This window comes from Ohtaekwangia kribbensis, assembly GCF_042676245.1.
Classification (GTDB): domain Bacteria; phylum Bacteroidota; class Bacteroidia; order Cytophagales; family Cyclobacteriaceae; genus Ohtaekwangia; species Ohtaekwangia kribbensis.
Genome location: NZ_JBHTKA010000008.1, coordinates 774,507 through 789,009, shown reverse-complemented (window position 1 = coordinate 789,009; position 14,503 = coordinate 774,507). Strand labels below are relative to the sequence as shown.

The window sequence follows — 14,503 nt, the reverse complement described above, 5'->3', positions numbered from 1 at the left end:
ACAAACGACTTATTCGAACTCCTTTTTCAGGATGTTCAATACACCTTCTACAGTTTCTTCTTCAAGATCTGTGCGTCTTACCAGTTCATCTTTGGAAAGCGCCAACACACTCTTCGCTGTATCAAGACCGATGCGATTCAATTCTTCAATTACCCAGCTTTCAATTTCATCTGAGAATTCATCCAGATCCACATCTTCCTCTACCTGACCTTCGGCCAGTTCGCGGAATACATCTATCTCATAACCTACCAGACGGCTGGCAAGTTTAATGTTCAAACCACCTTTACCAATCGCCAACGATACCTGGTCTGGCTTCAGATAAACGGCAGCACGTCCGTTGTCTCTATCAATTTTAATAGAAGATATCTTGGCCGGGCTCAACGCTCGCTGGATGTATAATTCCAGGTTATCGGTATAATTGATTACGTCTATATTTTCATTCTGTAATTCACGAACGATAGCGTGAATACGTGACCCTTTCATACCTACGCAGGCTCCTACCGGATCGATGCGATCATCGTATGATTCTACAGCCACTTTAGCACGTTCGCCTGGCTCGCGCACTACTTTTTTGATGGTGATCAAACCATCGTACACTTCCGGTACTTCCTGCTCGAATAATCTTTCGAGGAATACAGGAGAAGTTCTGGAGAGAATGATCTTCGGATTGCCATTGATCATTTCCACTTTGTGTACAATAGCACGTACGTTTTCTCCTTTGCGATAACGATCTTTCTGGATCTGCTCACCGCGAGGTATTGCTATTTCGTTTCCTTCTGCATCGGTAAGTAATACTTCCTTGCTTAACACCTGGTATACTTCACCAGCGATGATTTCTCCCACCAGATCCTTATACTTCTGGAAGAGTATATCTTTCTCCAGATCTTTAACCTTCTGAATTAATGTTTGTCGTGCTGTAGTTACGGCTCTGCGACCGAAATCTTCGATATAAATCTGCTCAGACACTTCTTCACCAACCTCAAAATCAGGTTCGATCTTACGGGCTTCTGATAAGCTGATTTTATCAAAATCCCAGATGTCTTCTGAATCATCGTCTACAATCTCGCGGAAGCGATAGATTTCAAGATCTCCTTTGTCCGCATTGATGATCACGTCAAAATTTTCATCCGATTCATATTTTTTACGGATCATATTTTTGAACACGTCTTCCAGGATCCGGATCATAGTAGGCCGGTCGATGTTCTTTTGTTTTGCAAATTCAGCAAACGACTGAATCAATTCATGTGCATCCATGGTTTCGTATTATTTAAAACTTACTAACACAAAAGCTTTTTCTATGTCTGTAAAAGGAATTTCAATTGTCTTTATTTCTTTCTTCTTACCTGAACCAACTTCTTGCTCCAGTGTAATAGTTCCATCTGTTACGGCCGTAAGTTTTCCTTCCTGCATTTTTTCAGGAACTTTTACTTTCAGCCTGCGTCCGATATTCTTACGATACTGGCGCGTTAATTTCAGCGGGTGGTCAAGTCCGGGTGTTGAAACTTCCAGCATATAGGCATCTTCGAGCCACGACACCTCATCCAACACTTTGGAAAGCGACCGGCTCACATCCGCACATTCATCAATGCTAATTCCGTTGTCGCTGTCAAGCAGCACCAACACCTTTCGGGGTCCTTGCTTGGAAGAAACAATAACATCTACGATAAACTGACCAGGGTCTGTTAATACCGATTCAGCGATGCGTCTTATCTCTGCTGCTATATCCATTGTAAAAAAATGCTATAAACAAAGAGGGGACTGTTGTCCCCTCTAAAAGAATACTCAGAAACTTCGGCAAAAGTATATTTTTTTGCTTCAATTTCAAAATTCCATCTGATTATCTGATTTTTCAGAGTAGCGCTAACTCTGCTGAAAGATTTTTCCGGGCCTGCTCTTCGTACATCGAAAAGAATTTATCGGTCTTAAAAATTTTGCCCATCCCCAAAAAGTGCTGTAATACCTTTTTCCTGCCAGGTTTGTATAGAAGATCAGGGTAATACGAATACTCCTTGCGGATGCTCTTAAAGTATGTTTCGTATACGTCCCAGCTTGCTCCCAGAATGGAGAGGTCTGCGTCTGTAAAAAAGTTGGTGTCTTTGTTATCGCTTATTGTATGACCTTTTGTGGCAAGTATTTGCTGTACGCATTTATTGATACGGTCTGCCGGAAAAGCTATCTCCGTAAGGCGTTGTTTTGCGAGCGCTGCGCTCTGCTCTTCGTTGTCTTTCTGAAGCGTGTTGTAGACAATGTCGTGATAGGCGATGGAGAAGATAATACAATCCCAATCTTCGATAGACTCTTTAATTGAAGTGAGTTCCTTCAAAAGATTTTCAAGATGAGATTGATTATGATAATACCGCTTCTTCGCTGTATAGCTCTTCTCAATCTCATCCCAAAGTTTACCTGCTAGTGCCGTATTACTGTTATAGTGTGATACAGCTTCAGCAAATTCTTTTGCCAGCATGATTATATATCAGATATACTCCGGCAGATTTTTAAGATATACTCCGTACCCACTTTTCTCCAGTGGTTTTGCAAGGGCCAACAATTGATCTTTTGTGATGAAGCCCTGACGGAATGCAACCTCCTCTATACATCCGATCTTTAAACCCTGACGTTGCTCGATCGTCTGCACAAAATTGGAAGCCTGCATAAGGGAATCAAACGTACCGGTATCAAGCCATGCCGTACCGCGACTCATCGGTGCTACAGTAAGTTTGCCTTGCTTCAGGTAAACATTGTTCACATCCGTTATCTCTAATTCTCCGCGAGGACTTGGCTTAAGCTCTTTGGATATTTTTACGACTTCGTTATCGTAGAAATATAATCCCGGTACAGCGTAATTTGATTTAGGCTTTGCCGGTTTCTCTTCGATAGAGATTGCTTTCCTGTTAGCATCAAACTCTACTACGCCATAGCGTTCCGGGTCTGTTACGTGATAGGCAAATACAACCCCTCCGTTAGGATCTACATTGGACTGCAAAAGTTTTTGCATACCCGATCCGTAGAAAATGTTATCACCGAGTATCAGGGCCACTTTATCATTACCGATAAATTTTTCACCGATGATAAAAGCCTGTGCGAGACCTTCCGGTTTAGGTTGAACTTCATAGCTGAAAGAGCAACCGAGATTTTTTCCATCTCCCAAAAGTTTCTGGAACATAGGCATATCGTGCGGTGTAGCGATAATCAGAATTTCACGAATGCCTGCCATCATTAATACCGACAACGGATAGTATATCATCGGCTTATCGTACAATGGCATAAGCTGCTTACTCACAGCAATAGTTAATGGATACAAACGTGTACCCGAACCTCCTGCTAAGATTATACCTTTCATGGTGTTTTGGTGTTTAGGTTAGTACGCGTTTACGTTATTGATCCGCGCAATGCAGATACGTGCTAACGTAAACACATACACACGGAATTATCGTCCCTGATACATGTTGTTGTAGTACTTCAGGTATTCGCCTGATGTTACGTTGTTGAGCCACGTAGTGTTTGCCAGATACCAGTCAACGGTTTTCTCCAGGCCAACTTCAAAAGTTACATCCGGGCGCCAGCCTGTTTCGCTGATAAGCTTGGATGCATCTATAGCATAACGCAGGTCGTGACCCGGTCTGTCTGTTACATGGGTAATCAACTTCTGCGAAGTACCTTCTGCGCGGTTAAGTTTTTTATCCATGATATGACAAAGCAGATTTACCAGGTCGATGTTCTTCCACTCGTTGTTTCCACCGATGTTATATACTTCGCCAACTTTTCCCTTATGGAAAATTGAATCTATAGCACGTGCGTGATCTTCAACAAATAACCAGTCGCGTATATTTTCTCCTTTACCATATACCGGCAATGGTTTGTTGTTTATGATGTTGTTGATCATTAACGGTATAAGCTTTTCAGGAAAGTGAAAAGGTCCGTAGTTATTAGAACAACGGCTTATAAGTGTTGGCAGACCAAAGCTGTTATAGTATGCACTTACAAAGTGATCACTACTTGCCTTTGATGCTGAGTATGGTGAGCGTGGATCAATCGGAGTTTCTTCAGTAAAGAATCCGCCATGTTCTGCAGAACCATATACTTCATCTGTAGAGATGTGGTAAAAACGCTTGTTCTCGAAATTACCTTTCCATGCAGTTTGTGCAGCGCGCAACAGATTGAGTGTACCAATGATGTTTGTATTGGCAAACTCTGTCGGGTTGTGAAGTGAACGATCTACATGCGATTCTGCTGCGAGGTGTACAACACCATCGATTTGGTGCTTGCTGAATACAGTGTTCAGAAATTCTATATCCAGTATATCGCCATGCTCGAAGTGATAATTCGGTTTCTTCTCAATGTCTTTCAGGTTCTCGAGATTACCTGCATACGTAAGCTTGTCAAGATTGATGATCGTATAGTTCGGATACTTATTAACGAACAACCTGACAACATGCGAGCCTATAAAACCGGCTCCACCGGTGATTAATATTTTTCTTGATGACATCTGAGAGGGTATTAACGAATATACTTTTCGAAATTTTTATGGTCCCGCTGGTATAGTACTTCCTGTGGCAGAGACTTGAAGTAGTCGTACGTAATTTTCAAACCTTCCGAACGAGAAACCTTTGCCTCCCAACCAAGAATTTCTCTTGCTTTGGTAGTGTTCGGTTGTCTTTGTTTCGGATCGTCCTGTGGAAGAGGTTTATATACTACCTTTTGTTTCGTACCAGTGAGTTTTACAATTTCTTCTGCGAAATCACGAATGGTAATTTCATCCGGATTACCAATGTTTACCGGCAAGTGATAATCTGACATTAATAGTCTGAATATACCTTCCACCTGATCATCTACATAGCAGAATGAACGGGTTTGTGAACCATCACCAAATACGGTAAGGTCTTCTCCGCGTAAAGCCTGGCCAATGAACGCAGGCAATACACGTCCGTCATTCAGGCGCATACGAGGACCGTACGTATTAAAGATTCGCACGATGCGTGTCTCAAGTCCATGATAGGTATGATACGCCATGGTGATCGCTTCCTGGAATCGCTTCGCTTCGTCATATACTCCGCGAGGACCGATCGGGTTCACGTTACCATAATACTCTTCAACCTGAGGATGTATCAATGGATCACCATATACTTCTGATGTAGAAGCAACGAGTATTCTCGCCTTCTTAACACGCGCCAATCCAAGAAGATTGTGAGTACCCAATGATCCTACTTTCAATGTCTGAATCGGAATCTTCAGGTAATCAATCGGACTTGCCGGAGATGCAAAGTGAAGTATATATTTCAACTCTCCGGGTACATGTACAAAAGAAGAAACATCGTGATGATAAAATTCGAAATCAGGATGTTTGAAAAGATGTTCAATGTTACGGAGATCACCGGTGATCAGGTTGTCCATAGCAATAACGCTATAGCCTTCTTTCAGAAAACGGTCACACAAGTGAGAGCCAAGAAAGCCGGCTCCACCTGTAATTAAAACTCTTTCCTTAGCCATTGACCACCTCTCTTCCTATGCTGAAGTATGTATATCCTTGTTCTTTCATGTTAGGCAGATCGTATAGGTTTCTTCCATCAAAAATTACTTTGCCTTTTAATGCGCGAGAGAGTTTTTCAAAATCAGGTGTACGGAACTCTGGCCACTCCGTTGCAATGAAAATAGCATCTGCACCTTCTGCAGCTTCATACGGTGTAGCGAAGTATTGAATTTTATCGCCTAAAAGTTTCTTCACATTTTCGATCGCTTCCGGATCGTGAGCCTTTATTGTTACACCTTCGCTCAATAACTCTTCAATATTATAGAGTGATGGAGCCTCGCGGATATCATCTGTATGGGGTTTGAAAGAAAGACCCCAGAATGCGATAGTCTTACCTTTAAGATTTCCTTTGAAGTAATCTTTTATCTTCTGAATCAGTTTTGTTTTTTGATCAGCATTTACATCCATTACAGCATTGAGTATGCGGAAGTCGTACTTCACATCAGAAGCTGATTTGGCAAGAGCCTGCACATCTTTCGGGAAGCAACTTCCACCATAACCTATACCTGGGAACAAGAATCTCTTTCCGATGCGGCTATCAGTACCTACACCTTTGCGCACAGCATCAACATCAGCACCAACCAGTTCACACAAGTTGGCGATCTCGTTCATGAAAGTAATTTTAGTTGCTAAGAATGAATTAGCGGCATACTTGGTAAGTTCTGCAGAGCGCTCATCCATAAAGATGATCGGATTACCCTGACGCACATACGGTGCATATAGAGCTTCCATAATTTTACGCGCGCGCGGAGAGTTAGTACCAATCACAACACGATCAGGCTTCATAAAATCTTCAACCGCTACACCTTCGCGTAAGAATTCAGGATTTGAAACAACATCAAAATCTACTTTTGCATTTGCTGCAATTTTTTCACGCACTTTATCAGCTGTTCCTACCGGTACTGTACTCTTATCAATAATTACAGTATAGTCTGCTAAAATAGGGCCGAGATCTGAGGCTACTTTGAGTATATATTTAAGGTCAGCAGAACCATCTTCTCCGGGAGGGGTAGGTAACGCGAGGAAAATGATCTTTGCATCTTTTATACCTTCTGCCAGATTCGTGGTAAAAAAGAGCCTTCCTTGTTTGATATTCCGTTCGAAAAGTTGTTCAAGGCCAGGTTCATAAATGGTGATCTTTCCGTTTTGAAGTTTTTTCACCTTTTCCTGGTCAATATCAACACATGTTACAGTGTTTCCGGTTTCAGCAAAACAAGTTCCGGTTACGAGACCAACGTAACCGGTTCCAACTACAGCTATTTTCATGAATTAATGGGTTTTTGACCCCGCAAATTAAGACTTTTAGGCAGATTTGGGGCATGTTTGCGCTACCAGAAGCTTAAATTGTGCATAAGATTTAAATACAACCTAACATTCGTTTGTTAATCGCGTTTAGAGAATGTAACTTTAACGTTTTCAATACTAACTTTTTCGATTCGCATGGAAGTAGCAACCAGTAACACTGAATTTATCAGTTTCAATGAAACAGAAAATCAGCGGATGATCGCGCAAATGGTTCGGGATTTCGGCAACAAAGAAATCGCACCGAATATCATGACCTGGGATGAAAGCCAGGAATTTCCGGTATCACTTTTTAAAAAAATGGGCGGACTCGGATTAATGGGAGTGCTCGTGCCTGAAGAATTTGGTGGAGCCGGTTTGGGGTATCAGGAATACATCACAGCCATCATAGAGATCTCCCGAATCGATGGATCAATAGGTCTATCAACAGCCGCGCATAATTCGTTATGCACAAACCATATTCTGCTTTTTGCATCGCCAGAGCAGAAGAAAAAATATTTACCTAAGTTAGCTTCAGGCGAATTTATAGGTGCCTGGGGCTTAACTGAACCCAATACAGGATCTGATGCCGGCAACATGCGTACTGTTGCGGTAAGAGATGGCGACTATTATATTATTAATGGAGCCAAGAATTTTATCACTCATGGCAAATCGGGAGACGTTGCGGTTGTTATTGTAAGGACTGGAGAGGTAGGTGATTCACATGGCATGACTGCCTTTATCCTTGAAAAAGGAACACCCGGGTTTACTGCCGGAAAGAAGGAGAACAAGCTGGGTATGCGCGCATCAGAAACTGCTGAATTAATTTTTACAGAGTGTCGCGTACATAAATCGCAAATGCTTGGAAAAGAAGGTGATGGATTTGTACAGGCGTTAAAAGTTCTGGATGGCGGTCGAATTTCTATCGCAGCGCTTAGTGTAGGCATAGCACAGGGGGCATTTGATGCTGCCTTGAAATATTCTCAGGAACGTCAGCAGTTCAATCAGTCTATATCAAAATTTCAGGGGATATCCTTTAAACTCGCAGACATGGCTACCAAGATAGAAGCCTCTAAATTATTGACGTACAGAGCAGGAGATTTAAAAAATCGCGGGGAAAGTGTTACAAAAGAATCTGCCATGGCCAAGCTGTATGCTTCCGAAGTGGCGGTTGATGTTGCCAATGAAGCGGTTCAGATTTTTGGAGGATATGGTTATACAAAAGATTTTCCGGTAGAAAAGTTTTATCGCGATGCCAAGCTCTGTACCATTGGCGAAGGCACGTCAGAAATACAAAAACTGGTTATTTCTCGAGCTATTTTAAAGTAGCGTTGGATAATTGATTGATATTCTGTTATCTTTGCAGCCCTAAATAAGAAATATGCTTATCGTTAACGTAAAAGAAAACGAATCAATCGACAAGGCGCTGAAACGTTTCAAGAAGAAGTTTGAGAAAACAGGTATTCTGAAAGAATTGCGTTCTCGCACATCTTTCGAGAAGCCATCTGTTAGACGCAGAAATGAGATCATCCGCGCAGCTTACCGTGAGTTGCAGAGACGTCAGGACACGAACGCTTAAGCCTTACTCGTAGTTTAAATTATCTTATTTGTGGATAAACCATACGTTTGTCCACAAAATAGAATCATTTTATCCACATGTCCCCTCAGGGTATTTCCTTGAGGGGATTATTTTTTTACATTGCTATAGATATGGCATCTCCCCTGCCTAATGAAATGCTGGTAGCATGGTGGATTCTTTTCTTAAATATCTTCAATACGAAAAGCGGGTAAGTCCTAACACTATATCCGCTTATCAAAATGATCTTGAGCAGTTCACTGCTTTTCTTGCTACGAATTTTCCCGAAGACAAAATAGAAGCGGCAGACTATCATTTAGTCCGCGCGTGGATTATACAATTGGTTGAAACCAACATTGAAGCTTCATCTGTCAATCGAAAAATTGCCTGCCTAAGAACGTACTATAAATTTCTCTTGCGACAAGAGGTGATCTCAAAGGACCCGATGTTCAAGATCAAAGTACTCAAGGCTCGAAAAAAACTACCAAGCTTTATAAAAGAAGGAGACATGGTTCATGTTCTCGACAACCAATCTTTTGAAAGTACACTGACCGGGTTGAGGGAGAAATTGATACTTGAATTGTTCTACGGAACTGGTATCCGTCTGTCAGAATTAATCACGCTAAAAGAGAGAGATGTTGATTTGAGAAACAGGACTATAAAAGTTCTTGGAAAAAGAAATAAGGAAAGGGTAATCCCATTCGCTATAAATCTCGTTTCTATTATTGAAGAGTATAGGAACGTGAGAAACCAGGAAGTAAAAAAAGAAGATCATGGCCTGTTGCTTGTAACAGATAAAGGCGAGCCATGCTATCCAATGATGATCTATAGAACCGTAAAAGATCATCTAACTAAATCCTCTTCTGCAGAGAAAAAAAGTCCCCATGTATTAAGACATACCTATGCTACACATTTACTCGACAAGGGTGCTGAGATAAATGCTGTGAAAGATTTGCTGGGCCACACCAGTCTGGCGGCAACACAAGTATATACTCACAACTCGATGGAGAAATTGAAAAAAGTATTTGATCAGGCACATCCCAAAGCCTGATTTGTAAAGTATAAATAAACCCCACAAACACAGTATGAATAAATAACTACATCTGACAATGCGACTGGTCATTCCTTACCAGTAACTGTTTTATTGTTCAACTTTTTAAATTTTTAACACTATGAAGGTACAAGTTCATTCCATTCACTTTGATGCAGACATCAAGCTTATAGACTTTATTCAAAAGAAACTTGATAAGCTGGACACGTTCTATAACCGTTTGGTGGATGGCGAAGTATTTCTTCGACTGAATAATGAGGGTATTGAGAACAAAACAGTGGAGATCAAATTACGCGTTCCGGGGAGTATGCTTTTCGCTACAGAAAAGGCCCGATCTTTTGAAGCCGCTACCGACATGGCAACGGACGCAATCAGAATGCAGTTAAATAAATTCAAAACAAAAATCAAAAACGGAAGAGCTTAACAAACTCCAATTAACCCAAAACAAAACCGCCTCAATGTTGAGGCGGTTTTTATTTATATACTATATATAAAATTACTTCTTAGGCTGCGCAGGTGTTGTTGCTGCTGCAGGCTTTGGAGTTACTCCTAATTTTTTCAACACGAGGTCTGATATATCCATCTTCTCGTCTCCGTACAGAATTACATCAAGACCACCGATTTGTTGATTCAGAATAAATGTAAAGCCGTTCTCTTTCGCTGTATCTTCAATTGCTTTACCAACCTTTTTATAAACAGGATCCATTAACTGGGTTTGTTTATTCTGAAGGTTTGTCTGAGCATCTTGCTGAAGCTTCTCTATATTTTGCTGAAGTTGTTGTAGTTCGCGTTCAGTATTTGCACGTACGGCATCCGGCATCGTGTTAGCCTGAATAGCCTGGTTATAGTCAGCAAGTTTCTTTTGAAACTCCTGCACTTTTGTGTCAATCTGATTTTTAAGTTGTGTTTGCAGTGACTTCAGGTCAGCATCGATCTGTTTTGAGTCAGGCATCTGGCTGAAGATATAATCCACATCTGCATAGCCGATTTTTGCTGCAGCAGTTTGTGCATAGGATGTAATTACTCCTAATCCCAGCACCACAAGTAAAACGAATTTTCTCATTACGGTATTCAATTTAGTTTTTGATCTTATCATTTGGATCACCCAGACCCAACTCGTCTAATACAAAGTCTGTGTAGTCATAGCGTGGATCTGTATAGATCATCACAAGTTCGCCAGCTTTATCAAACACTATCGCGAGGTTGTTTTGCTTGGCTGCCTTGTCAACCGCATCCCACACTTTATCCTGTATTGGTTTTATTAGCTCTTGCTTCTTCAGAAAGAACAGGCCACCAAAGCCAAATACTTTCTTCTGATATTCTTTCATTTCAGCTTCCTTTTTCTGGATTGCTGCCGTTCGCTCCTTTCGCATTTCTTCTGTTAAAAGAACCTGCTCTGCCTGAAGCGCACTATACATCCCCTCAATCTTCTTCGACATGTCCTGGATTTCTTTTTCCCAGGCCTCCGATAGCTGACCGATTTCCTCCTGTGCCTTTTTGTATTCAGGCATTTTATTCAGGATGTAATCAGTATCAATGTACCCGAACCTCTGTGCTTGGACAAAAGTCGAGCCGAAAATGAGAAAAATAATTGTAATTAAATAAACCCGCATAGTTATCTGATTTGCTGGCCGATAGTAAAATGGAATTGTGAGCCGCTCACTGCGCCCCTGCCATTCAACGGTACCGGATCAAATCCATATCCCCAGTTCAACCCAATCAATCCGAATGCCGGCATGAATATGCGAGCTCCAAAGCCTGCTGACTTGTACAATTTAAACGGATTAAAATCATCATAATTGTTCCAGTTGTTACCACCTTCAGCAAAGACAAATCCGTAGATCGTTGCAGCATTTCCAGTTGTAACAGGATAACGCAATTCCAATCCTAATTTATCATACGTGATACCCCCTGCCAACACACCAGAAGCACTGTTCTGACTTGTGTTATAGTACGGTGGTGTAAGAACGTTGTTCTCATAACCTCTTAATCCGATTACCTCCTGTCCTAACAGGAACGAGTTAAATCCACCGGCCAAACCATCACCACCCAAATAGAATCTTTCAAATGGTCCAATGCCGGCCTTGTTTGTGTACTGTCCTATAAATCCAAAATGTGCTTTCGCTTCGAGTACAAGTTTCTTCTTGTTATCCAATGGCAGATAGTATTTCGCATCAAACATCCACTTGTGATATTCGATCCACTTATAGCGTTCAGCAGCATCGGCCGTTGAGTAATTTATATTTCTCCAGAGTGAGAATGGAGGTGTTAACGTAAGGCTCAATGAAATGCTGGATCCCTGTGCAGGATACATCGGGTTATCGATGCTGTTACGGGCCAGCGTTGTATTAAATGTAAAGCTGTTGGAAACACCATCGGTATAGCCTAAACCTGAGTTCCAGTTATTCAGGATGTAGCGTAAGTACGATACAGAGTTGGTAAGTGTAAAGTAGTTATCAGGCCACTCGAGCAATCGACCTAAACCAACGGATACACTATGCACCTGCAGGCGTGAATCGTTGTCGCTGCTCGAACTACTTCCGTATGGATAGCGCTGGAATGAGCTGTTAAAGCTCACAGAAAGTGAATGTGGTTTGCGTCCGCCAAGCCAAGGCTCCGTGAATGAGAAGCTATAGCTTTGGAAAGATCGACCGTTGGCCTGTGCGCGCAGCGATAAACGTTGACCATCGCCCACAGGAAGCGGTCGCCAATTGTCGAAGTGCGGTATATTTCTCAATGAGAAGTTGTTGAACGTTAAGCCGAGTGTACCCACAAATCCATAATAACCTCCCCAACCACCGGAAAGCTCAACCTGATCGTTAGATTGTTCTTCAACAGTCCACTCAATATCCACAGTACCATTTGCAGGGTTTGGCACCAGGTTCTGTCCTATTTTATCAGGAGCAAAGTATCCGAGCTGTCCAAGCTTTTGTTGTGTACGAATGATATCCGATCTTCTGAATTTCTGTCCAGGTACAGTGCTCAACTCTCTTCGGATAACGTGATCACTTGTACGATCATTACCGGCTATAGTAACTTCGTTGATGGTGGCTTGCTCACCTTCAAAAATGCGCATCTCAACATCAATAGAATCTCCGGCAACAGCAACCTCCACCGGATTAATGCGGAAGAAGAGATAACCATCATCCATATACAGACCACTGATATCAAGTCCTTTCGGATTGAACTGAAGTTTCTTATCAATAAGCTCTTTGTTATATACATCGCCCTTGCTGATACCCAACACAGCATTTAACTGCTTGTCAGAATATATATAGTTTCCGGTCCAGATGATGTTCCGGAAATAATACTTAGGACCTTCATATACTTTCAGGTCTATATTAATGGTGCGACCATCATGCGCATACACCGTATCTTCTACGATGTCGGCATCACGGTATCCTTTCGAATTGAAATACTCAATGACCTTTTTCTTGTCGTCTTCGTAGTCCGTTTGAATGAATTTCGAACTGGTGAACAAGTTGAGTTTAACATTGTCGTTGATAAATTCCTTTACTTCTTTCCAGCTTACTTTATAGCTTGAGTCAGCAAACTCTTTTGGATTCAGATCGATTGCCTCGCGAATAATGGTGCGGTGTAAAGAGAAACGAGGACGTTCGTGTGTGCCCTTCATTTTCTTTTTCAGCTTGGCGTCAGTAATGCTATTGTTGCCTACAAAAGAAATCTGGTTGATCTTAACTTTTGATTTCGGATTAACAGCGATCTTCAATCGTATACCATCACGATTAAGGGTATCTTTTTCCTGGACAACTCTAACCTCAGTGTTGAGAAATCCCTTCTTAACAAAATATTTTTTAACAGCCAGTTCCGTGTTACGGATCATAGCATCATTTACAATCTTACCGCGGATCAGCGTGAGGTCTTCCTTCAATCCGCTTTCCTGCGATTTATTTATACCTGTAAAATAGAAACCTGTAAGACGAGGGCGTTCTGCCAGCACAATGTTGAGGTATACATCAGTGCCTTCGATGCGGGCTACCTGTATCGTAACGTCTCCTACGAGACCGTGTTTCCAAAGACTGCGTATAGCGTTGGTTATGGCATCGCCCGGAATTTTTATTTTATCACCGATCTTCAAACCTGTGAGCGATACCATTGCATTTTTATCCAGCACATTCAAGCCAGTTACCTCAATACCAGCAATGGTATATTCTGCCGGGTTGGCATAGTTCAAATTATTTTCTGTTGCACCGGCTGTATTACCACGCTTTCTGAATTGAGCCCAGGTGTTAGCTGTAATACCAATCAGGATAATCAGAAATAAAACTTTCTTCATCAACTTACAGGATTCAATTGTTCGCTTGTCTTTCCAAATCTTCTTTCGCGTTGCTGATATGACCAGATGGCTTCATACAAATGTTCCTTTCTGAAGTCCGGCCATAGTGTGGGTGTGATGTAGAGTTCTGTATAAGCGATCTGCCATAACAAAAAATTGCTGACGCGCAGCTCTCCGCTGGTACGTATCAACAGCTCTGGATCTGGGATGCCTGAAGTCTCCAAATAGTTTTCAAAAACCTTCTCATTAATTTCTCCGGGATTCACTTTTCCTGTCTTCACATCCTCAGCTATCTTATTGATCGCTTTCAAAATTTCCCAGCGACCACTATAGCTAAGCGCCAGGTTCAGAATCATACCCTTGTTATTTTTGGTTTGATCCATTGCCCACGCGAGGTTCTTCTGACAGTCTCCCGGCAAATTGGAGATCTCTCCTATCGTTGAAAGTTTTACCTGATTCTCCTGTAGTGTACCAACCTCCGCCTTCAGCGTACTCACAAGCAGTTCCATCAAACCATCTACTTCAGCTTTTGGCCTGTTCCAGTTTTCTGTTGAAAAAGCGTATAAGGTGAGATACTTTATGCCAAGCTCTCCGCAGCCCTCCGTCACGTCTCTTACAGCTTGAACCGCATTGCGATGACCGAAAATTCGCAGCGCGCCCTTCTTCTTAGCCCAGCGTCCGTTACCATCCATGATAACGGCAATGTGTTTCGGCAAATTATTTAAGTCGATATGTTCTTTTAGAGAAGCCACAGGAGGCCAAAAGTAGTAA

General features: G+C 41.9%; 15 protein-coding genes. 4 read left to right on the top strand and 11 right to left on the bottom strand.

Going from position 1 to position 14,503, the window contains the following annotated elements; all coding sequences use genetic code 11:
- Positions 1-9: 9 nt before the first annotated feature.
- The 7 genes from nusA to ACFQ21_RS24310 all read right to left on the bottom strand — a co-directional run bounded on the left by nusA (position 10) and on the right by ACFQ21_RS24310 (position 6,793).
- Positions 10-1,254, bottom strand: a complete 1,245-nt coding sequence (gene nusA / locus ACFQ21_RS24340; protein WP_377583610.1) for a transcription termination factor NusA — start codon at positions 1,252-1,254, stop codon at positions 10-12.
- A gap of 9 nt (positions 1,255-1,263) precedes the next feature.
- Positions 1,264-1,728 carry a ribosome maturation factor RimP gene (locus ACFQ21_RS24335; RefSeq protein WP_377583607.1) on the bottom strand — a complete coding sequence of 155 codons (465 nt, stop codon included), beginning with the start codon at positions 1,726-1,728 and terminating at the stop codon, positions 1,264-1,266.
- A 121-nt stretch (positions 1,729-1,849) separates the two neighbouring features.
- A complete protein-coding gene (locus ACFQ21_RS24330; RefSeq protein ID WP_377583605.1) occupies positions 1,850-2,464 on the bottom strand; it encodes an HD domain-containing protein in 615 nt (204 codons plus the stop codon).
- Between the two features lie 9 nt (positions 2,465-2,473).
- Positions 2,474-3,340, bottom strand: coding sequence for a glucose-1-phosphate thymidylyltransferase RfbA (rfbA, locus tag ACFQ21_RS24325; RefSeq protein WP_377583602.1), 867 nt, complete (start codon positions 3,338-3,340; stop codon positions 2,474-2,476).
- Between the two features lie 87 nt (positions 3,341-3,427).
- Positions 3,428-4,486, bottom strand: coding sequence for a dTDP-glucose 4,6-dehydratase (rfbB, locus tag ACFQ21_RS24320; protein ID WP_377583600.1), 1,059 nt, complete (start codon positions 4,484-4,486; stop codon positions 3,428-3,430).
- Between the two features lie 11 nt (positions 4,487-4,497).
- A complete protein-coding gene (locus tag ACFQ21_RS24315; RefSeq protein ID WP_377583598.1) occupies positions 4,498-5,487 on the bottom strand; it encodes a UDP-glucuronic acid decarboxylase family protein in 990 nt (329 codons plus the stop codon).
- On the bottom strand, positions 5,480-6,793 hold the full coding sequence (locus tag ACFQ21_RS24310) for a UDP-glucose dehydrogenase family protein (RefSeq protein WP_377583596.1): 1,314 nt from the start codon (positions 6,791-6,793) through the stop codon (positions 5,480-5,482). The genes ACFQ21_RS24315 and ACFQ21_RS24310 overlap by 8 nt, the downstream gene beginning before the upstream one ends.
- Before the next feature lie 174 nt (positions 6,794-6,967).
- Between ACFQ21_RS24310 and ACFQ21_RS24305 the strand changes: the two genes are divergently transcribed.
- From ACFQ21_RS24305 to hpf, 4 genes are all read left to right on the top strand, one after another.
- The gene (locus ACFQ21_RS24305) at positions 6,968-8,137 is read left to right on the top strand and encodes an acyl-CoA dehydrogenase (RefSeq protein ID WP_377583594.1); all 1,170 of its coding nucleotides are present in this window, start codon (positions 6,968-6,970) and stop codon (positions 8,135-8,137) included.
- 52 nt (positions 8,138-8,189) lie between these two features.
- Entirely contained in the window at positions 8,190-8,387 is a 198-nt protein-coding gene (gene rpsU, locus ACFQ21_RS24300; protein ID WP_377583592.1) for a 30S ribosomal protein S21, read from the top strand.
- A gap of 166 nt (positions 8,388-8,553) precedes the next feature.
- Positions 8,554-9,435, top strand: coding sequence for a tyrosine-type recombinase/integrase (locus tag ACFQ21_RS24295; protein ID WP_377583590.1), 882 nt, complete (start codon positions 8,554-8,556; stop codon positions 9,433-9,435).
- A 121-nt stretch (positions 9,436-9,556) separates the two neighbouring features.
- Positions 9,557-9,859 carry a ribosome hibernation-promoting factor, HPF/YfiA family gene (hpf, locus tag ACFQ21_RS24290; RefSeq protein ID WP_377583588.1) on the top strand — a complete coding sequence of 101 codons (303 nt, stop codon included), beginning with the start codon at positions 9,557-9,559 and terminating at the stop codon, positions 9,857-9,859.
- 72 nt (positions 9,860-9,931) lie between these two features.
- On the opposite strand, the gene ACFQ21_RS24285 is transcribed toward hpf, so the two are convergent.
- From ACFQ21_RS24285 to ACFQ21_RS24270, 4 genes are read right to left on the bottom strand one after another with little or no spacing between them, the layout of a single operon-like run.
- Positions 9,932-10,498, bottom strand: a complete 567-nt coding sequence (locus ACFQ21_RS24285) for an OmpH family outer membrane protein (protein WP_377583586.1) — start codon at positions 10,496-10,498, stop codon at positions 9,932-9,934.
- Between the two features lie 13 nt (positions 10,499-10,511).
- A complete protein-coding gene (locus ACFQ21_RS24280) occupies positions 10,512-11,048 on the bottom strand; it encodes an OmpH family outer membrane protein (protein WP_377583584.1) in 537 nt (178 codons plus the stop codon).
- Between the two features lie 2 nt (positions 11,049-11,050).
- Entirely contained in the window at positions 11,051-13,732 is a 2,682-nt protein-coding gene (locus tag ACFQ21_RS24275; RefSeq protein ID WP_377583582.1) for a BamA/OMP85 family outer membrane protein, read from the bottom strand.
- Positions 13,732-14,484 carry an isoprenyl transferase gene (locus ACFQ21_RS24270; RefSeq protein WP_377583580.1) on the bottom strand — a complete coding sequence of 251 codons (753 nt, stop codon included), beginning with the start codon at positions 14,482-14,484 and terminating at the stop codon, positions 13,732-13,734. Before ACFQ21_RS24270 ends, ACFQ21_RS24275 begins: the two co-directional genes overlap by 1 nt.
- Positions 14,485-14,503: the final 19 nt, after the last annotated feature.